Below are 18,703 nucleotides of genomic sequence, written 5' to 3' on the forward strand. Positions count from 1 at the left end.
ACCGATGGCCGATCAGTCGGCGTTCACCTGCGCCGGTGGCGGCTGCCCGAGGTGGCCGCCGGAGTGGTCGGCGTAGAACTCGAGGTGCGCCGCGGCCGCCGCGTCCCAGGTGAGCGAGGCCGCCAGAGCGCTGCCGGCCCCGGCCCGCGCGGGATCGGCGGACAGCGCGGACTCCAGCCGGTCCGCGAGTTCCGGGACCGATCCGGCGTAGTCGACGCAGGGGCCGAAGACCTCCCGGAGGATCGGCAGGTCGCGGGCGACTACCGGACGCCCTGCGGCGAGCGCCTCCATCGCGGCCAACCCGAAGCCCTCCTTGGTGGAGGGGAAGGCGAAGACGTCGCAGGCCGCGACGAGGCCCGGCAACTCGCCCTCAGGCACCGTGCCCAGGACCACGGGCTGTATCCCCAGCTCGTCGCACCGCTGGTCGAAGTGGGCGCGGTAGTCGCGGTAGTCGAACAGGGTCTCCCCGCCGGCAAAGACGAGCGAGAGATCCGGACGCCTCCGTCGCAGCAGCGCGAACGACTCCAGGAGGTCGATGCTGCCCTTGCGCGGCTCGATGCCTCCCACCGCCAGGACGTACGGGCCGAGCGTACGGCGCCACCGTTCGCGATCGGCGACGGCGGCCGACCCCGGGCCGGCGGCCTCGGCGAAGCGCGCGTGGTCCACGCCGTTGGGGATCACCGTGGGCGCCAGACCCCACCCCGACCGGACCTCGGCGGCGACGGCCTCGGACACGCACACGTGCGCATAGGGCGTGGTGAGGGCCTTCTCGTGGCACTCCACCAGGACGGGGGTGGTGAAGTCGTCGAGGTGGTGCACGGTGCGGATGCACCGGCCGACCGCGTTGGCGCTGATGCAGTCCTGGGCGTGGACGATGTCGAACCCGTGCGCATCGACGAACTCCCGCAGGGTGGTGATCGAGCGCACGATCCGGTCGGTGACGGACTCGCCGGGACGGTCGGGGAACGGTGCGAGGCGGACGGTGACGGCGGGGTCGACCTCGCGGAAGAAGCCGGCGTCCGCGCCGCGGGCCAGGGAGTACACCGTCACGCGGTGCCCGGCGCGGGCGAGGGCCTCGGCCAGGTGCAGGGTGTGCACCACGCCCCCGCGGGGGCGGGTCGAGTAGGTGAGCAGGGCTATCCGCACGTCGGTTCGCCTCCCGGTCGCGCAGGTGAGGGCGCGCGGCGTGGTTCGGTCGTGTAGGTCTCGGGCCGTCGCTCCGCGAGGTGGTCGAGGACCCTCTTCGAGCGAGCGAGTTCGGTGTCGATGTCGACCTCGACCCGGGCGAGCCCGCCCTTGGAGCGGGTGGCGGCCAGGACTTCGCCCCCTGGCCCCACGACCTTGGCCTGGCCGAGGAAGCGCAGGGAGCCCATGACGCCGGTCTGGTTGGAGGCCACCACGAACACCTGGTTCTCGGCGGCCCGCGCGCAGTCGTAGAGGTCGAACAGCCGGGACTGACGGTCCGCGGGCAGTCGGGCGGCGCGGTCGGTCACGCTGGCGGGCCAGGCCGACAGGGTGGCCACCACCTGCGCGCCGTCGAGGGCGAGCGACCGCGCCGACTCGGGGAACGTCTTGTCGTAGTCGATGAGCATCCCCACGCGCCCGACCGGGGTGTCGAACGCACGGAACGTGTCACCCGCGCCGTAGCGGGTGCCCTCGTCGACCGGTTGATGCACCTTGCGGTGGACGCCGAGGACTCCGTCGCCGGTGAGGCAGACGGCGGTGTTGTAGCGCGTGCCGTCCCCGGCCTCGGTGTAGCCGATGCACACGGTCATGTCTCCCGCGGCGGCGGCGATGGCAGCGAGTTCCGGACCGTCGGGGTCGAGCGCCGGGGGGAGGGTCGCGGGGGAGGGGTCGCGAAGGTCGCCGAGGTAGCCGCCGAGGGTCGCGTGCGGAAAGACGAGCAGTTCCACGCCGTCGCGGGCCGCGGCGTCGATGATGCCGACGGCCTTGGCGACGCAGCGCGGGAGGTCCCGGCCGAAGTTCCCCGCCAGCGCTCCCAGGGTCACCGCGCGCATCAGGCGGGACCGAGTCCCGTCACGGTGCCGACGACGGCGACGGTGACCTCTCCGTCGGGCCAGCGCAGTCGCACGCCGGGCTCGTCGGTGAGGTGCCCGCAGGTCGCGGTGACCGCCGGGCCCGCGGGGGCGGGAGCCGGGTCCCGGTCGGCGGTGAGCATGGCGTAACCGGGGAAACACGTGAGCCAGGCGCCCACGCTCGCGCCCGCAGGACGGGGGATCGCCGCGACGTCGAACTCGGCGCCCGTCCCGGAGGCCTCCGCGAGCATCCCCGCCGTGCCGACGATCCCCGCCATGCTCACGTCCTTGGCGGCGGCGGGGGCGGTCCGTGCCACGTGCCCGGCGAGCAGGCGCAGCTCGTCGGAGGTCCGGCTGCTGGAGGAGTCCCACTGCCGCTCGTGGTATCCCGGCCGCCACGAGCCACCGAGGTCCGCGGTGAGGGACACGATGTGGCCCGCGCGGCCCCCACCGGCGGGCACCGGCCGCGAGGTGCGCCCCAGCGCGGTCACCGACAGCGCCGAGGGGACACCGACCTGCGTGTGGCCACCGAGCACGGGGACCCGCCAGGCGGCCGCCGCGGCGGCCACGCCCCTGACGATCCGCTCGAGATGGGAGGGGGTCGGGGCGGCGACGGCGTCGAGCAGTCCCACGGGGTCGGCGCCCATGGCCGAGAGGTCACCGAGGTTGACCAGGACCGAGCACCAGCCGGCCCACTCGGGGTCGCGCTCGACCATCGAGGGCAGGATCGCGTCGCACGCGGCCACGAGATCGGTACCCGGTACCGGAGCGCCGTCGTCGCCGCGGAAGCCGGCCTCGCCGAGTCCGCCGGGCTGATCGGCCAACGGGGCCAGCAGTCCGGACAGCAGGGACTTGGTCGTGTCGGCGAGGCGCTGGATCCGGTCGACGGGCCATCGCATCCGGCGGTGGGCGCGACCGGAGATGACCGGTCCCGCCCCGGTGTCGACCCAGCCGAGGGAGGTGAACAGCGGGCAGTAGCGGTCCTGGACGTCCGCGTCGAAGCGCAGTACCCCGCGGGCCTCCACGTGCGCGCAGGCGGAGCGGATCAGCGCGGGGCCGATGCCACCGGAGTGGGCCGTGTCGGCCACCACCAGCCGGCTCCCGGCCCACCATCCGATGTCCGGCTCGGCGCAGGGGGCGATCCGGACCCCTCCGAGGACGGTGCCGTCCGGCGCGACCGAGACGAGCACCACGGTGCGGGGGTCGTCGTCGACGTCGTCGAGGTCGGTGCGGGGGAACAGTCCCTGGCGGAGCACGAACTCCTCGTGGCGGAGCCGGTGGTAGGCGGCCAGCACCCCGGGGTCCTCGGCGATCCTGACCACCGGGCCCGGTTCCGCGCGGTGTCCCCCCGCGAGGATCGACGCGGCGGCCGATCCCAGGACGGACTCCACGGCGCGGGTCCGGCCGGTGGAGGCGGGACCCGTCAGCGCGGGGCCGGCGAGATCTCGGAGGTCGAGCATCGACTCACCCGCCGACCGACTGCAGGACGCTGCACGCGCCGCACGCCGCGCAACCCGCACGCTGGTCCGACCCGGCCATCCCCAGGCGCTGCAGGTGCGCGCCCACCTCGCGGCTGATGTACTCCACCCGCCTGTGATCGGGCGCGGGCGCCCCGTCGACGTCGACGGCGAGGGTCCCCGCCTGGGGGCGATACGGGACGATGAACGGATAGACCCCCGAGTCGGCGAGCTCCCGCGCGCCGGCGATCATCTCGTCGGGGTCCTCGCCGAGCCCGACCAGCAGGTAGGTGGAGACCTGGTTGCGTCCGAACACCCGGACCGCCTCGTTCCACGCGGCCCGGTACTCGGTCAGGGGGACCGTCGACTTGCCGGGCATCCACCGCCGGCGGGCGTCGTCGTCGAGCGACTCGACGTGGATGCCGATCGCGTCCGCACCGGCCTCGCGGAGGTCGGTCAGCACCGCCAGGTCGGCGGGCGGTTCGCACTGGACCTGGATCGGCAGCTCCGGGACCGCCGCCTTGACGGCGCGGACGCAGCGGGCCAGGTGCGCCGCCCCGCGGTCGCGGCCGGCGGAGGTCCCCGTGGTCATGACCATCTGCCGCACCCCGTCGAGGTCCACGGCGGCGCGGGCGACCTCGGCCAGCTGCTCGGGCTGCTTGACGGGCACGGTGGTGCCCGCGCGCAGTGACTCCTCGATCGAGCAGAACCGGCAGCGCTCGTCGCGGCGGTAGCGGATGCAGGTCTGCACCACCGTCGTGGCCAGGACGTCCCGGCCGTGGAGCCGCGCGATCTTCTCGTACGGCACCCCGTCCGCGGTGCGGCGGTCGTAGAAGCGGGGTCGGCCGATCGCGGAGATCTCGAGCCCGGTGTCCACCCCGTCGCGCAGGACCCGGTCGCCGTCGAAGACGAAGGGGCTGTCGGGATTGCGGGGCAGCGCGGCGTCGCGCCCGGAGACGACCAGATGCCCGTCGTCGCTGGGTCCCGCGCCCCCGTCGCGGTGCAGGGGCGGGGTGCCCCGGATGCCGAGCAGGGCCAGGTCGACCCGCGTCGAGTTGGCCCCCGCGGTGGTGGCGGCTGCGGCGGTGGTGGAGGTGGTCATGATGCCCGTTCCTCTCGGCTGGCGTGATGCCGGGCGATGATGCCGTCGGCGAGGTACTTCGCATCGCGGTCGATCCCGAGGAACCGGCCGGAACCCCAGGTGTGCATCCAGGGCAGGCCCACGAACGACAGGCCGGGCACCTCCGTCACACCGCGGGTCTGCAGGGGGTGGCCCGCGCCGTCGAAGGCGCTGGCCTCGATCCACCGGTAGTCGGGCCGGTAGCCGATGGCCCAGATGATGGTGGTGATCCCCTCGGCCGCCAGGTCGAGCGACGTCGGGTCGGCCTCGGGAGCCCACACCGGGGAGTACCTCGACGGCGGCGGGGCGTCGATCCCGTGGGCGTCGATGTGCCGGTCGATGTCGGCGCAGATGGAGTTGTACACCCGGTCCGCAGAATCCAGAGCGTCGGTCAGGGTGGGGGCGAAGCGCAGTTGAGAGTCCCGTCCGGAGGTGAGCGTGCCGTAGAGGCGCATCCCCTCGGCGGCGAAGCGCCGCAGGTCCACGTCCCGTCCACCGTCGCGGCCGGTGACGTAGTGGTTGGTCTTCTCCTGCGCGGCCTTGCCGCCGGGGTACTGCTGGGCGGGGGTGTCGTAGAGCCCCATGTCCGCGAGCCAGGTCATGCAGTCCCGGCCCCGGTAGAACCGGGCGACCCGCGGGGCGTTGCCGACCGCCAGGTGGACGCGGCGGCCGGCGAGGTGCAGGTCCTCGGCGATCTGCGCGCCGGACTGGCCCGAGCCCACCACCAGGACCGCGCCCTCGGCCAGCTGGTCCGGGTTGCGGTACTGCTCGGAGTGCAGCTGCGCCACGGCGGGGTCGAGGAACGAGGCGTAGGGCGGGATCACCGGGATCGGGTAGCCGCCGGTGGCCACCACCACCTCGTCCGCGGTGACCGTCCGCTCTCCGACCGGGCCCGCAAGGGTCACCTCGAAGCCGGTGCCGGTCCGGCGCAGCCGCGTGGCGGCCGTGTGCTCGACGAGCGGCGGGTCGAAGGTCTCCAGCCAGCCGTGCAGCCACTCCACCACCTGGTCGCGGGTCATGAACCCGTCGGGGTCGGGCCCCTCATAGTGGTAGCCCGGGAGTCGGCAGTGCCAGTTGGGCGTGACGAGCGTGAAGGAGTCCCAGCGGGTGTCGGCCCAGGCGTGGACGGCGGTCTGCTTCTCCACCACCAGATGCTCGACGCCCGCGGCGCCGAGGTGGTGGCTCACCGAGAGACCGGCCTGGCCGCCGCCGATGACGAGCACGGGGATGTGGGTGCCGGGGGAAACCTGTGTGGGGCTCATGGGTGCTCCTTGAGAGGGTGCATGGCGACCACCTCGACGAGGGCGTCCCCGGGGTGGGCCAGGCTCGCCGAGGTCACCTGCGCGGCGGTCTCGGCGGCGGAGGTGCAGAGGAACCCGTAGCGGGCGCGGACCCGCTCGCCCGCCTCGGTGAGGGCGTCGGTTGCCCGGGCGCGGAACTCGGTGACGCTGAGACGCTCGCCGACCGTGAGGTGGTCGTGGATCACCAGACTGGGGGAGTAGTAGTCCCGGACCGTGCCGTCGGGCCACCGGACGGCGAAGTTCATCTCAGGCACTGGCGAGCCTCCTCTCCTCGACCGGGTCGCTCACCTCGACCAGCGGCCCGTAGACGTCGGGGCGCCGATCGCGCAGGTGGAACATCCCGGCGCGCATCGCGGAGAAGGTGCCCGCCACGTCGACCTCGGCGACGGCCAGACCCTCGTCGAGAGTGGTGGTGGCCAGGACGTTCCCGCCGGGGTCGACGATCTTGGCGTTGCCCACGTACCGCAGCGACCCGAAGGTCCCCGCCTGGTTGGAGGCCACCCAGAACACCTGGTTGTCCAGCGCCCGGGCGGAGTCGAAGAGGTTGAACCGGTAGGTCCAGCGGTCCTCCTGCAGGTTGGCCGCGGTCGCCGTGCGCGCCGCCGGCCACGCGGACAGGGAGGCGATGATCTCCGCGCCCTGCAGGGCCATGACGCGCGCGGCCTCGGGGAACGCCTTGTCGTAGCAGATCTGCAGGCCGACCCGCCCGACCGGGGTGTCGAAGACCTGGTAGTCGCCGCCGGAGGCGTAGGACATGTTCTCGCCCAGCGGCTGGTGCACCTTGCGGTAGGTGCCGTAGACGCAGGTTCCGTCGAGGACGGCGGCGGCGTTGTAGCGGCTCACCCCGTCCGCGCCGAGCTCGCAGAACCCGATTGCCACCACCAGGTCTCCGACGATCTCCTGGACGCGCGCGATCTCCGGACCGTCGAGACGGATCGCCGGCGGCAGCGACCGGGCCGTGCGGGTGGTGTCCCCGTGGTTGCCGAGGCTGGAGAGATAGCCGCCGATGGCGGCCTCGGGGAACACCAGGAAGTCGACACCGCGGTCGCGGGCGAGTTCCGCGTAGTGGGCGATGGTCCGGTAGTTCTGTTCGAGGTCCCGGGTGAAGTTGGCCGCGACCGAGCCGATGGTGGTCATGACATCAGACCATGTAGGTGGAGTTGATGATGGCTCCCTTGCGGGCGTAGTGGATCAGGGCGTCCTGCACGTCGAGCGGGTGTGCGGGGATCACTCCCTCGATCAGGTCCTCCTCGCGGCCGCCGTGGAGGCCGAGCCCGAAGCGGCAGCAGAACACGGTCCCGCCCTCGGAGATGAACGCCTCGAGGGACTCGTTGATGTTCTGCTCGCCGGGGAAGCCGGAGTCCCCGGTGGTGGGGAATCCGCGGGTGGCGAGGCAGTTGATGGCGCCGGGGCCGTAGAAGTAGATGGCCGACTCGAACCCCTTGCGCAGGGCGCGGGTGGCCTGGAGGACGGCCACGAAGGAGACGGACGACTCGTGGGCGATGCCGTGCACGAGGGTGAAGTACGACTCGCCCTCCTCGGCCTTGTAGTCCGGGAAGATCTTGGTGCCGCCGTAGATGCTCGCGCCCTTGGGCAGCGACGGGTGCGGGATCTCCTTGAGGGAGGTGGCGATGTTCTCGGTGATGGCGGCGTCGAACTCGGGCACTGTGGGCTCCTCGGGGACGGGGTCACCGGAGGGGTTCCGGTGACATGGCAGCGAGTACACGCCCGCCGCGTTACCGCTGCGTGTCGGTCCGTTACCGGGTGGTTGCGATTGGAATAACCCGTCCGGCGTCGACGTAACACAAGGGCGGGGCCTCGCCCCTCGACGACGGGGTCAGGTGAGCGGGGTCACGCCCGCGCTCGCCGGTGTCGAGCCTGATTACACTGGTGCTCTCCGTGCGGCCCCGTCCGCCGCGCCCGCCCCACCTGGAGGACTCACACGCGTGACGACCACTGTCAGCAGCCCCACGACCGCAGTTCTGTCCGGCCTGGCCGGGGCGGTCGCCGCGAACCCGGCGCTGGCCGATCTGCGGGCGGGCCTGGACCGGGACGCCGCGGTGGTCCGGTCCGCGGAGGCCCTGCGGCCGTTCCTGGTGGCGACCCTGGCCGAGCGCGCACCGTTGTTGGTGGTGACGGCCACCGAGCGCGAGTGCGAGGAGCTGGCCGACGAGCTGGCGGGGCTTGTCGACGACCCCAGCCAGTCACATGGGGCTGTGGCGCAGTTCCCCAGCTGGGAGACGCTTCCGCACGAGCGCCTGTCGCCCGCCTCCGACACGATCGGTCGCCGGCTGCAGGTCCTGAACTCGGTGATGGCCGGGCGAGCTCCCAGGATCGTCGTGGCGGCGGCGCGGTCGGTGGTGCAGCCCATCTCTCCGGGGGCGGCCCGCCGGGAGCCGATCCGACTGGCCCGCGGCGCCGAGCTCGACCCCGCGCATTTTCTGGCGACCCTGACCGAGTTCGCCTACAGCCGCGAGGACATGGTGGCCCGCCGCGGTGACGTGGCGGTGCGCGGCGGCATCGTCGATGTGTTCCCCACCACCGCCGACCACCCGCTGCGCGTGGAGTTCGACGGGGACACGATCGCCGAGATCCGCGAGTTCTCCGTGGCCGACCAGCGCTCCCTGCCCGAGGGAGAGGTCGACTCGGCCGTGTTGTTCCCCTGCCGGGAGCTGCTCCTTGACGAGGACGTCCGCGAGCGCGCACAGCAGCTGGCCGAGGCGCACCGCGAGAACCCCACCCTGGCGGAGCTGCTGGACTCGTTGGCCGAGGGCATCCCCCGCGACGGCATGGAGGCGCTGACCTCGGTGCTCGTGCCGGAGGAGATGGCCACGCTGCCGATGCTCATGCCCGCCGGCACCCGCGTGGTGGTGTGCGACCCGGACAAGGTCCGTCGCCGCGCCGCCGACCTGGCCTCCGCGGGCCGCGAGTTCCTCGAGGCCTCGTGGACCGCCGCCACCATGGGCGGCGACGCCCCCGTGGACAGCGAGACCCTGGACCTGTCGGGCTCGGGCTACCGCACCTTCTCGGCCGTTCGCTCCGAGGCCAGCGCCGCCGGCGTGCCCTGGTGGCAGCTGGTCCCCCCGGGATTCCTCACCGACCCCGACGACGGCCTGGTGGTGGACGCACCCGCCGGCGACCCGCCCGCGCCGCGCGGCAAGGACTCTGAGATGCAGGCCATGTTCGTCCGGCTCCGGGCGCTCATGGCCTCCGGTGGCCGGGCGGCCGTGGTGGTCCCGGGCCACGGCACCGTCGACCGCGTGCTGGAGCGCCTATCCGAGGCCGAGGTCCCGGCCACCGCCGCGCCGGCGGGATCCGAGCCCGCCCCCGGCGTGGTGTCGGTGTACGAGGCGATCCTGCACGGGGGGTTCGCGCTGGCGGCCGACTCCGGGGAGCAGGGGGACCACCTCGTCGTCGTCTCCGAGACCGATCTCACCGGCAACCGACTCGGCGCCACCGCGCGCCCCAAGGCACGCCACGCCAAGCGCCGCAACCAGGTGGATCCGCTGGCCCTCAAGGCCGGCGACTGGGTGGTGCACGACCAGCACGGCATCGGCCGGTTCGTCGAAATGGTCGAGCGGCAGGTGCGCGGCGGGGACGGCTCGAGTCGGCGCGAATACGTGGTGATCGAGTACGCGCCCGGCAAGCGCGGCGGCGCGGGCGACCGCCTGTTCGTCCCCATGGAGTCCCTCGGCCAGCTGAGCCGCTACGTGGGCGGGGAGGCGCCGACGCTGAGCAAGATGGGCGGCGCCGACTGGCAGAACACCAAGCGCAAGGCCCGCAAGGCGGTCCGCGAGATCGCCACCGAGCTGGTGCAGCTCTACGCCAAGCGGCAGTCCGCACCCGGCCGTGCCTTCGGCCCCGACACCCCGTGGCAGCGGGAGATGGAGGACGCGTTCCCGTTCACCGAGACCGTCGACCAGCTCACGGCGATCGAAGAGGTCAAGGGGGACATGGAGAAGACCGCCCCCATGGACCGCGTGGTGGTGGGCGACGTGGGCTACGGCAAGACCGAGGTGGCCGTGCGGGCGGCGTTCAAGGCCGTACAGGACGGCACCCAGGTGGCCGTGCTCGTGCCCACCACGCTGCTGGCCCAGCAACACCAGGCGACCTTCGTCGAGCGCATGACCGGGTTCCCGGTGACCGTCAAGGGCCTGAGCCGGTTCACCTCCGACGCGGAGGCCAAGGAGATCCTCAAGGGCCTGGCCGACGGCACGGTGGACGTGGTGATCGGCACCCACCGCCTGCTCGCGACGGGCGTGCGCTGGAAGAACCTCGGCCTGGTGGTGGTGGACGAGGAGCAGCGCTTCGGTGTGGAGCACAAGGAACACATCACCTCGCTGCGGACCCACGTGGACGTGCTGACCATGTCCGCCACGCCCATCCCGCGGACGCTGGAGATGTCGCTGGCAGGGATCCGGGAGATGAGCCAGATCCTCACCCCGCCCGAGGAGCGCCTGCCCGTGCTCACCTACGTGGGCGCGCACTCGGACAAGCACGTCGCCGCCGCCATCCGCCGCGAGCTGCTGCGCGAGGGTCAGGTGTTCTACGTGCACAACCGGGTGCGGACCATCGATGCCACCGCCGCGAAGATCCGCGACCTCGTGCCCGAAGCGCGCGTGGTGGTGGCCCACGGGCAGATGGGGGAGGAGCAGCTCGAGCAGACCGTCGGCGGGTTCTGGAACCGCGAGTACGACGTGCTGGTGTGCACGACCATCGTCGAGACCGGCCTGGACATCTCCAACGCCAACACTTTGATCGTGGACCGCTCCGACCAGCTGGGTCTGTCGCAGATGCATCAGCTGCGCGGGCGCGTGGGCCGGTCGCGTGAGCGCGGGTACGCCTATTTCCTCTACGACCCGGAGAAACCGCTCACCGAGACCGCCTATGACCGGTTGGCGACCATCGCGCAGAACAACGACCTGGGTGCCGGCATGGCCGTGGCGATGAAGGACCTCGAGCTACGCGGCGCCGGCAACGTGCTGGGCGCCGAGCAGTCCGGGCACATCGCCGGCGTCGGCTTTGACCTCTACATCCGTCTGGTGGGCGAGGCGGTGGAGGCGTACCGCGCGATCGCCGACGGCGAATCCGTGGAGGTCGAGGAGGAGGTGGGCGAGATCCGAATCGAGCTGCCCGTCGACGCCTACATCCCGGTCGAGTACGTCGACGGCGACCGGCTGCGGCTCGAGGCGTACCGCAAGCTGTCCCAGGCGCGGGCTCCCGAGGACATCGACGCGGTGGTCGAGGAGCTGGTGGACCGCTACGGGCCCATGCCCGCCGAGGCCCGACGCGTGGTCTCGGTGTCGCGGCTGCGGCTCGTGTGCCAGAAGTACAAGGTGCGGGAGATCGTGCTGGCCGGCTCCCGCCTGCGCGTGGGACCGCTCGACCTGCTCGACTCCCAGCAGATCCGGCTCAAGCGCATGTACCCGGCCGCCCAGTACCGGGCCACGCAGAAGACCGTGCTGCTGCCGTTGCCCAAAGCGGCAGGCGCGCGCGCGGGTGCCGGACCGGAGAAGGCGCGCGACGACGAGATGCTGCAGTACGCGGCCGACTTCCTCACCGCGATGGCCGGGGATCCGGAGGGCTCGCACCCGGTGATCCAGGCGGAGCCGGTGTCGGTGTGAGTCCCGAGCCCGGTCGCGAGCCCGGCCGCGAGTCCGGTCGCGAGCCCGGTCGCGAGCCCGGCCGCAGCTCCGGCCGCGGCCCCGGCCCCGGCCCCGGCCCCGGCCCCGGCGCTCATCGAAAAGAGCGTTCCGCACAGATCCACTCGGCCGATGCGTGCGGAACGCTCTTCTCGACGGGCGCGGGCGCGGGGCCGGGCGATGGGCCGGCCGCGGGGGATCGGCTCGCCGAGGCGGTCGAGGTGATGGGCCGGATCCGCCGCGACGGCGAGTGGGAGGCCGCCCAGACCCACGCTTCGCTGCTGCCGTACCTGCTCGAAGAGTCGTGGGAACTGGTCGACGCCGTGGCCGACGGCGACCGCGATGAGCTGGTCTCCGAGCTGGGTGACCTGCTCCTGCAGGTGCTGTTCCACGCCGCGATCGGCGAGGAGCGGGACGAGGGGTCGTTCGACATCCACGACGTCGCCGGGGCTCTGCTGGACAAGCTGCGTCGGCGCGCGCCCTACTGGTTCACCACTGACGGCGCGGCCGGCCTCGACGCCGCCGAGCAGGACCGCCTGTGGCAGGAGGCCAAGGCCGCCGAACGCGCTGACCGCCCGCCGCGGGGAGTTGTCGACGGGATCCCCTGGGACATGCCGGCCCTCGCCCTGGGGCAGAAGGTGCTGGCCCGCGCCCGCGCGGCGGGGGTGCCCGACGACCTGGTGCCCTCGCGGATGAGGGTGGTGCATGTGCACGCGGCGGGCCTGTTCCACGAGAACGCTGCCGGGGGGCGCGACGACGGTCCGGGCGCGCAGACCGTATCTGGTTCTGAGTCCGGGTCCGGGCTCGGCTCCGCCTCCGGTTCTGAGTCCGGTTCCGCCGAGGTCGCGTACCGACAGGTGGTCAGGGCCTTCGCGGACGATCTCAGAGAGGCCGAAGCGCGGCTCGCGGTGCCGGCCGCGGACGCCACCGCGGAAGAGTGGCGCGCCGCCTGGCCTGTTCGGCCCGCCTGAGCCGGCCCGAGCCGCTCGCCTGAGCCGGCCTGGCCCGCAACTCGCGGCTCAGCGGTGGAAGAGCCGCCGGTAGGCGTTGCGCGCGAGGTAGTTGGGTCCTCCACCACGACCACTTCGGCCGGCAGGACGGTCAGTTCGGGGCCACGCATCGGGGTCCTGCCTCGAGATGCGATGTGCAGGGTGCCGGGCCGGGGCGGCTCAGCTCCCTCAGCTCACTCAGCCGACCCGGCCCACTCAGGCCAGCAACGAGCCGTCCACGTCGTCCCACGAACTCGCGCCGCACAGGGACAAGGTGAGGTCGATCTCGGCGAGCAGGTTGTCGAGCACCTCGCCGACCCCCTTCTGCCCGGCGATGGCCAACCCGTAGATGTGGGGCCGTCCGATGGTCACGGCGTCCGCGCCGCACGCCATCGCCTTGACCACGTCGGAGCCGTTGCGGATGCCGGAGTCCAGCAGCAGGGTCGGCTCGGCGCCGACGGCCTCGCGGATGCGCACGAGGGCGTCCAGGGTGCCGATGGACCCGTCCACCTGCCGGCCTCCGTGGTTGGAGACCATGAGGGCGTCGACGCCCATGTCCAGCGCCCGCCGCGCGTCGTCCGGGTGCAGGACGCCCTTGAGTACGACCGGCAGACGGGTCCGGTCCCGCAGGGTGGCGATGTGGTCCCAGTTCAGCGCCGGGTTAGAGAACGTGTCGAGGAAGGTCTGGACGGCGGCGCGGGTCTCCGGGGCGCCGAGGTTCCTGCGGAAGCCGCCCGGGTGGTTCCTGGCCATCTCGAGCAGCGTCACGACGGCCTTCGGCGTGACCTTGACCGCGTCCGGCTCAGGGCCGGATCCTGGATCGGCCTCCTGCGCGACCCGCTCGGCCACCATCTCGATGAAGCGCGGATCCGAGGTGTACTGGGCGATCCCGACACCGCGTGTGAACGGCAGCGAGCCCAGGTCCAGATCCCAGGGGCGCCACCCCAGCGTCGTGGTGTCGAGGGTGACGACCAGCGCGCCGGCGCCCGCGGCCTCCGCCCGGGAGATGAAGCTGTCCACGAGCTGCTCATCCCTGCTCCAGTACAGCTGGAACCAGCGCGGTGCATCCTTCATGGCCGCGGCGGTGGCTTCCATCGGCGACGAGCCCTGCGAGGACAGGATGTACGGCAACCCACGCTCGGCCGCGGCGCGGCCGATGTGGACGTCGGCGTCGCGGCGCACCAGTCCCGCGGCGCCGATGGGGGCGACGAGGACGGGCGCGGGGAGCGTCTGCCCGAGCACCTTCGTCGACAGGTCGCGCTGCTCGGTGCTGCGCAGGACGCGGGGGACCAGCCGACGCCGGTCGAGTGCCTCGCGGTTGGCGTTCATCGTCTCCCCGGAGCCCGCGCCGCCGTAGACGTAGGCCCAGGCTTTGCGGCCGCCGGGCCGGCGGCGCAGGGCGCGGCGTGCGGCGGCCTCGAGCTTGTCCGCGCTGGTGGGCACCGAGGGGGTGATGCCCGAGACACCCGCTCGGTAGATGGTGTTCTGGCGAGCGCGGCCGGGGGCGATGTTCTCGGGCTCGGTCAGGGAGTCAGAGGTCATGCGGTCGAGCCTACTGAGGGGTCGATCCGGCCGCGGGTCGTGGGACGTGGTCAGCCCACGAGGCCCAGCACCGCGAGGTCAGCCCACGAGGCCCAGCACCGTGAGGCCGGCCGCACCGCACGCGGCAGCGACGAGAAGGGAGGCGAGGGTGCCGATTATGAACCGCTCGCTCACGGCCGGGTTCTCGCGGATCTCCGGATAGCGGCCCAGGGCCTTGATGGCCACCACCACGGCGGCCAGCTCGAACCGGCCGGCCAGGATCGCGGCGGTGAGTCCCACTCTCTCGAGGATCCCGATCCACATCCCGCCCCGCAGCACCTCCCGGACCTGCGGTTCGGAGGTCTCGCGCCGCTGCACCACCGGGCTGCGGGAATCCCCGCTGACCTCGACCGTCGGCGGGTCGGGCACGTGCGCGGAGCGTAGGACCAGTGAGGCGATCGGCGATCCCAGCCCGGCCGAGGCGAGCAGGCTGACGACGACGACGATGAGCACGGGGATCCAGTCGGGCCAGGTGCTCATCGCGTTGCTCCTGTGGCCCCTGTGGAGGCAGTGTGCGCGCCGGCGAGGAGTCGGTCGAGCGCGGGGTACGCGGCCCGCTCCTCGCGGATGCGGGAGAGTCGCAGCGCGCCGGTGACCGAGGCCGGGGTGATGTCGAGCTCGTGTGCGGCCGCGGCCTGGGTGGGGGAGCGGTCGACAGCGTCCACGACCCGCCACTGCGCCTCGGTGCGGTCGAGCACGAGGGGGGCGGTGAGTCCCCAGACGGCCTCGCAGTCGGCGGCCCAGGCGGCTGCCTCGGACGTCGCTGCTGCCGGGACGCGCACCGCGACCGAGCTGCTCAGTCCTTTGGCCGCCTCGACAGCGTCGCGCGCTGCCAGGTAGGCCGGGCCCCGGCCGGCCCTCGTGCCGGAGGCGTAGGAGTCGTCGTCGACCTCTCCGGCTCCTACTCCGCAGTGCCACTGGCCTCCGCGCAGCGCCACGAGTAGGGCGCGGCGCACCGCGGCGGGCTCCGTGAGCAGGCCCTGGACCTCGTCGCCGGCGGTGCGCTCGAAGGCGGCCGCGCAGGGGATCTCCGCCAGTGCCTCGAGCAGTCCAGGCACGAGGTCGTCGGCGTCGCGGCTACCGCGCTGGTCGATCGTCACCACGTACATGAGGCGATCCTGCCACATTCAGCCGGCATGAGGCGAAAAAGCCTAATTACGAATAATTAGCCGAAGAGGCCTAACTGGCCGTGATCAGGCGAACTGGCCTCACGAGGCGAACAAGCCTCATGAGGCGAGCGGGCGGCCGATGTCGGCGGCGGCGTCCCCGAAGGTCTGCTTGCGCTCGCGGTCCCGGACCTTCTCGCCCCACGAGTTGAGCCGGGCGCGGCCCCACGGGGTTCGGTACCGCAGCCCGTTCAATGCCACCAGGTAGGCGTGCGCCCACGGCGGGCGGACCGGCAGCCCGAACTCGCGCATGGACTCACGACCGAGCAGCACCGTGAGCATGCTCAGCAGCCGCTCGTGGGCGATCCACGCCTGCACGCCGGGCAGTGGCCCGCTGCGGGAGCGCTCGCGCTGGGCCGCGACCAGGGCCTGGGTCAACTGCGGACCGGCCTCGCTCAACCCGGCCTGCGCCAGCAGGATGTGGTAGTTGATCCGGTGCCGGTCGCGTTCGTGGTCGACCAGGAAGTCGTCGTCGACCCCTAGCAACCACCCCACGTAGCGCCACACGTGCATCACGGCGTCGGAGTCCTCGCGGGAGACCGGCACGCCCAGGGTGCGCACTCCCAGCAGGACCACGGCGTCGAAGAGGCCCAGGGTGGCGGCCAGATCGCTCTGGCTGATGGGCAGGCCCCACCGTCCGGTGTCCCAGCGCGGCTCCATGGCCTCGTTGACCACGGCGTGCATGGCCCGCACGTGCCCGGTCAGGCACCACGACTCTCCGCCCGGCCGCAGCCCGTCGGGGATCGACAGGGACATGGTCCAGTGGCTGGTCTCGGCCAGGCGGCGCAGCGTGGTGCCCCCGGTCAGGCCGCCGGTGGCCACGAGGAGATCGGTGGGGCCGCCGAAGCGGTAGCCGCCGATCAGGGAGAGCTGCAGCAGGATGTCCGCGGCGTTCTGCCCCAGGCGCAGGTACACCTGCTGCCCGCGGGCGATCTGCTCCCAGTCGACCCACTCCGGGGTGTCCTCGAGGAGGGCGAGGTACTCGCGTAGCGCGACGGGGGCGTCGTCGGGCAGTCCGGCCGATCCGCTCGTCAGGGCCTGGTCGAGTTGCCGCCGGCTCACGGCCCCGGGCTGACCGGACCGCAGCCGCATGGCGCGGGCCAGGCGGGCGCCGGGTTCGTCCTTCTCCAGGTACCCGCGGCCCAGGCGGTCCATGAGCTGCTCGTCGATCTGGTCCACGCGGGCGATGTGCTTGAGGGCGCGACCCATGCGGCGGGAGCGGTCCTCGGCCTCGCGGTGTCGGGTCGGGTACGGGGAGGTGACGGCGTCTCGCTCTGGCGCTGTGGTCATGACCCAACTATGACGCGAGTATTTACTCGCATAAAATTCGCGTTCATGAGAAGGGTCCCCCAGCAGGCACGTTCCCGGGCGATGGTCGAGCGGATCGTGGAGGCGGCTCGCGTCGTGCTCGTGCGGGACGGCTACGAGTCGTTCACCACCAACCGCGTCGCCGACCAGGCGCGCGTCAGCCCGGGCTCGCTCTACCAGTACTTCCCGGACAAGTCAGCCCTGGTCACCGAGGTCATGGACCGGTGGTCGGCCGAGATCTCCGACCGCGTGGCGGCCTCCCTCGCCGGCGCCGGTCCGGTCGACGTCCAGGACCCCGGCACGGTGCGCTCGATCGCCGACGCCCTGCTGACCGCCCTGGAGATGGACGCCGGGCTGCTGCGGATCGTGTGGGAGGAGCTGCCCGCCGTGCGCCACCGGGCCGCGCAGCACGCGCTCGAGCTCCGGGTCCGCGAACTGCTGTCCGTCTACCTCTCCGCGGCGGGGGTCCCGGTCGGCGACCCCGCCGCGCGCGCGTGGGTGATCGTGATGGCCGTGGAGAACGTGGCCGTGCGCTGGGTGTTGGATCAGCCCCGGATCAGCCGGGAGGCGCTGCTGGACGAGTTCACCGCCCTGGCCGGGGGATACGGGCACCGCGGCTGAGATCAGGGAATCCCCCGAGGCGGGACGTGCCGGGTTTTCGGCAGAATGGCACTCGATGACTATTCGCCCCCGCCGCGCCTGCGCTGTGGCCCTGTCCCTCGCCGCGGCCGTGGTGGCATCGGCCTGTTCCTACGGGCCCACCCGCGAGGCGCCGCCCCCGATCCCTCCCGGCATCCCGCCCGCCGCCGGGGCGCCCGTTCCCGCGGTGGACATCAACGCCCCCGGCCGGACCTCCGATCAGCTGCGGCCGTGGGCGCAGGGGATCAACGAGCAGATGAACATCCCCGTCGCGGCGCTGGCCGCCTACGGCAACGCCGCCGAGACCATGCGGCAGACCCGGCCCGAGTGCAACCTCGCGTGGACCACACTGGCCGGGATCGGGCACGTGGAGACGCGGCACGGCCGGTACCGGGGTGCCACTCTGAACGACGACGGCTACGCGCTGCCGCCGATCATCGGTATCCAGCTCGACGGCTCGCCCGGATTCGCGCGGATCCCGGACACCGACGGTGGGGAGCTGGACGGCGACACGGAGTTCGACCGGGCCGTGGGCCCCATGCAGTTCATCCCCGAGTCATGGCGCAAGTACGGCCGCGACGCAAACGGGGACGGCGTGGCCGACCCGAACCAGATCGACGACGCCGCCGTGTCCGCCGCCCGCCTGCTGTGCGAGAACGGCGGGGACCTCTCGCAGGCCGAGAACTGGCAGCGGGCCGTGCTCGCCTACAACGCCTCCCGCCAGTACGTCATGGACGTCCGCGACGCGGCGGCCGCGTACTCGGTGGGGACCACCGCGCCCTAGCGGCAGTCCAACGGCATGCGGCGGCCGCGCAGCGGTCATGCGGTGGCGGAGACGGGCCGGTACCGCAGGGCTACCGTCCCGGACCGGAAGCCCAGGCGATCCACCAGCTCGAGCGGGGTGCGCTCCCGCAGCCCCGCCATCAGGGTGGGCCCGTGACCGGCGAGGACGGGCTGCACCACGAACTCGTACTCGTCGATGAGCCCCAGGTCCGCCAACGCCCGGGGCAGTGTCACCCCACCCACCCACAGGCCGCCGCCCGGCTGGTCCTTGAGCCGACGCACCGCGTCCCCGAGGTCGCCCCGGACCAGCTCGGCGTTCCAGTCGACCCGGTCCAGCGTGCTCGACACGACGTACTTCTGCGTCCGGTCGATGGCCTCGGCGAACGGGACCTCCCACTCGGACACCCAGTCGGGCCACTCGCCCGAGGGGGGACGCCGCCAGGCCGCCTCCATCATCTCGTAGGTGACCCGGCCGAGCAGCAGGGCATCGGCCTGCTCCATCTCGGTGGCCCAGAAGCGCATCGACTCCTCGTCCGGCAGGATCCCGGTCTCGTGGTGGACGCACCCGTCGAGGGTGACGTTGATCGAGTATCGCAGTGGTCTCATCTCGCCACTCCCGCTCGCAAACGCTCTCCGACCAGGCCAAATCTAACACCGCGAGGAGGTGAGGTCGACGGCGAA

The 18,703-nt window shown here is 72.6% G+C and carries 17 protein-coding genes; 4 read left to right on the plus strand and 13 right to left on the minus strand.

Annotated elements, in window-relative coordinates; genetic code table 11:
* Positions 1-12: 12 nt before the first annotated feature.
* The 8 genes from H483_RS37395 to H483_RS37430 are packed head-to-tail and all read right to left on the minus strand — an operon-like array spanning position 13 to position 7,580.
* Entirely contained in the window at positions 13-1,146 is a 1,134-nt protein-coding gene (locus H483_RS37395) for an MSMEG_0565 family glycosyltransferase (protein ID WP_017838527.1), read from the minus strand.
* Positions 1,137-2,018 (minus strand): carbon-nitrogen hydrolase family protein, encoded by an 882-nt coding sequence (locus tag H483_RS37400; protein WP_017838528.1) that lies wholly within the window; start codon positions 2,016-2,018, stop codon positions 1,137-1,139. Before H483_RS37400 ends, H483_RS37395 begins: the two co-directional genes overlap by 10 nt.
* Positions 2,018-3,496 carry an MSMEG_0567/sll0787 family protein gene (locus tag H483_RS37405; RefSeq protein ID WP_017838529.1) on the minus strand — a complete coding sequence of 493 codons (1,479 nt, stop codon included), beginning with the start codon at positions 3,494-3,496 and terminating at the stop codon, positions 2,018-2,020. Before H483_RS37405 ends, H483_RS37400 begins: the two co-directional genes overlap by 1 nt.
* 4 nt (positions 3,497-3,500) lie before the next feature.
* Entirely contained in the window at positions 3,501-4,595 is a 1,095-nt protein-coding gene (locus H483_RS37410; RefSeq protein WP_017838530.1) for an MSMEG_0568 family radical SAM protein, read from the minus strand.
* The gene (locus tag H483_RS37415; RefSeq protein ID WP_017838531.1) at positions 4,592-5,875 is read right to left on the minus strand and encodes an MSMEG_0569 family flavin-dependent oxidoreductase; all 1,284 of its coding nucleotides are present in this window, start codon (positions 5,873-5,875) and stop codon (positions 4,592-4,594) included. Before H483_RS37415 ends, H483_RS37410 begins: the two co-directional genes overlap by 4 nt.
* Complete coding sequence (locus H483_RS37420; RefSeq protein WP_017838532.1) at positions 5,872-6,168, minus strand: MSMEG_0570 family nitrogen starvation response protein; 297 nt, start codon at positions 6,166-6,168, stop codon at positions 5,872-5,874. The genes H483_RS37415 and H483_RS37420 overlap by 4 nt, the downstream gene beginning before the upstream one ends.
* A complete protein-coding gene (locus H483_RS37425; RefSeq protein WP_017838533.1) occupies positions 6,161-7,051 on the minus strand; it encodes a carbon-nitrogen hydrolase family protein in 891 nt (296 codons plus the stop codon). The genes H483_RS37420 and H483_RS37425 overlap by 8 nt, the downstream gene beginning before the upstream one ends.
* A gap of 4 nt (positions 7,052-7,055) precedes the next feature.
* Complete coding sequence (locus H483_RS37430) at positions 7,056-7,580, minus strand: MSMEG_0572/Sll0783 family nitrogen starvation response protein (RefSeq protein ID WP_017838534.1); 525 nt, start codon at positions 7,578-7,580, stop codon at positions 7,056-7,058.
* Positions 7,581-7,860: 280 nt separating this feature from the next.
* Between H483_RS37430 and mfd the strand changes: the two genes are divergently transcribed.
* Together mfd and H483_RS37440 are read left to right on the plus strand one after the other, a co-directional pair.
* Positions 7,861-11,538, plus strand: coding sequence for a transcription-repair coupling factor (gene mfd, locus H483_RS37435; protein ID WP_017838535.1), 3,678 nt, complete (start codon positions 7,861-7,863; stop codon positions 11,536-11,538).
* Positions 11,535-12,527, plus strand: a complete 993-nt coding sequence (locus tag H483_RS37440; protein WP_238556421.1) for a MazG nucleotide pyrophosphohydrolase domain-containing protein — start codon at positions 11,535-11,537, stop codon at positions 12,525-12,527. Before mfd ends, H483_RS37440 begins: the two co-directional genes overlap by 4 nt.
* Positions 12,528-12,761: 234 nt before the next feature.
* Here H483_RS37440 and H483_RS37445 read toward each other — a convergent pair whose 3' ends face one another.
* The 4 genes from H483_RS37445 to H483_RS37460 form a co-directional block, all read right to left on the minus strand.
* Entirely contained in the window at positions 12,762-14,087 is a 1,326-nt protein-coding gene (locus tag H483_RS37445) for an alpha-hydroxy-acid oxidizing protein (protein ID WP_017838536.1), read from the minus strand.
* Positions 14,088-14,165: 78 nt separating this feature from the next.
* Positions 14,166-14,606 carry a hypothetical protein gene (locus tag H483_RS37450; protein ID WP_017838537.1) on the minus strand — a complete coding sequence of 147 codons (441 nt, stop codon included), beginning with the start codon at positions 14,604-14,606 and terminating at the stop codon, positions 14,166-14,168.
* On the minus strand, positions 14,603-15,235 hold the full coding sequence (locus H483_RS37455; protein ID WP_017838538.1) for a hypothetical protein: 633 nt from the start codon (positions 15,233-15,235) through the stop codon (positions 14,603-14,605). Before H483_RS37455 ends, H483_RS37450 begins: the two co-directional genes overlap by 4 nt.
* Positions 15,236-15,352: 117 nt before the next feature.
* Positions 15,353-16,582: an oxygenase MpaB family protein gene (locus tag H483_RS37460; protein ID WP_017838539.1), complete on the minus strand. Its 1,230-nt coding sequence runs from the start codon at positions 16,580-16,582 to the stop codon at positions 15,353-15,355.
* Positions 16,583-16,627: 45 nt separating this feature from the next.
* Between H483_RS37460 and H483_RS37465 the strand changes: the two genes are divergently transcribed.
* Both H483_RS37465 and H483_RS37470 read left to right on the plus strand, forming a co-directional pair.
* Positions 16,628-17,221, plus strand: coding sequence for a TetR/AcrR family transcriptional regulator (locus H483_RS37465; RefSeq protein ID WP_238556422.1), 594 nt, complete (start codon positions 16,628-16,630; stop codon positions 17,219-17,221).
* 55 nt (positions 17,222-17,276) lie between these two features.
* On the plus strand, positions 17,277-18,023 hold the full coding sequence (locus tag H483_RS37470) for a lytic transglycosylase domain-containing protein (protein ID WP_031265391.1): 747 nt from the start codon (positions 17,277-17,279) through the stop codon (positions 18,021-18,023).
* Positions 18,024-18,058: 35 nt separating this feature from the next.
* Here the strand turns inward: H483_RS37470 and H483_RS37475 are convergent, their stop codons facing one another.
* A complete protein-coding gene (locus tag H483_RS37475) occupies positions 18,059-18,628 on the minus strand; it encodes a dihydrofolate reductase family protein (RefSeq protein ID WP_017838542.1) in 570 nt (189 codons plus the stop codon).
* Positions 18,629-18,703 lie beyond the last annotated feature (75 nt).

It is taken from the genome of Dietzia sp. UCD-THP (genome assembly GCF_000349585.1).
In the GTDB taxonomy this organism is placed as follows: Bacteria; Actinomycetota; Actinomycetes; order Mycobacteriales; family Mycobacteriaceae; genus Dietzia; species Dietzia natronolimnaea_A.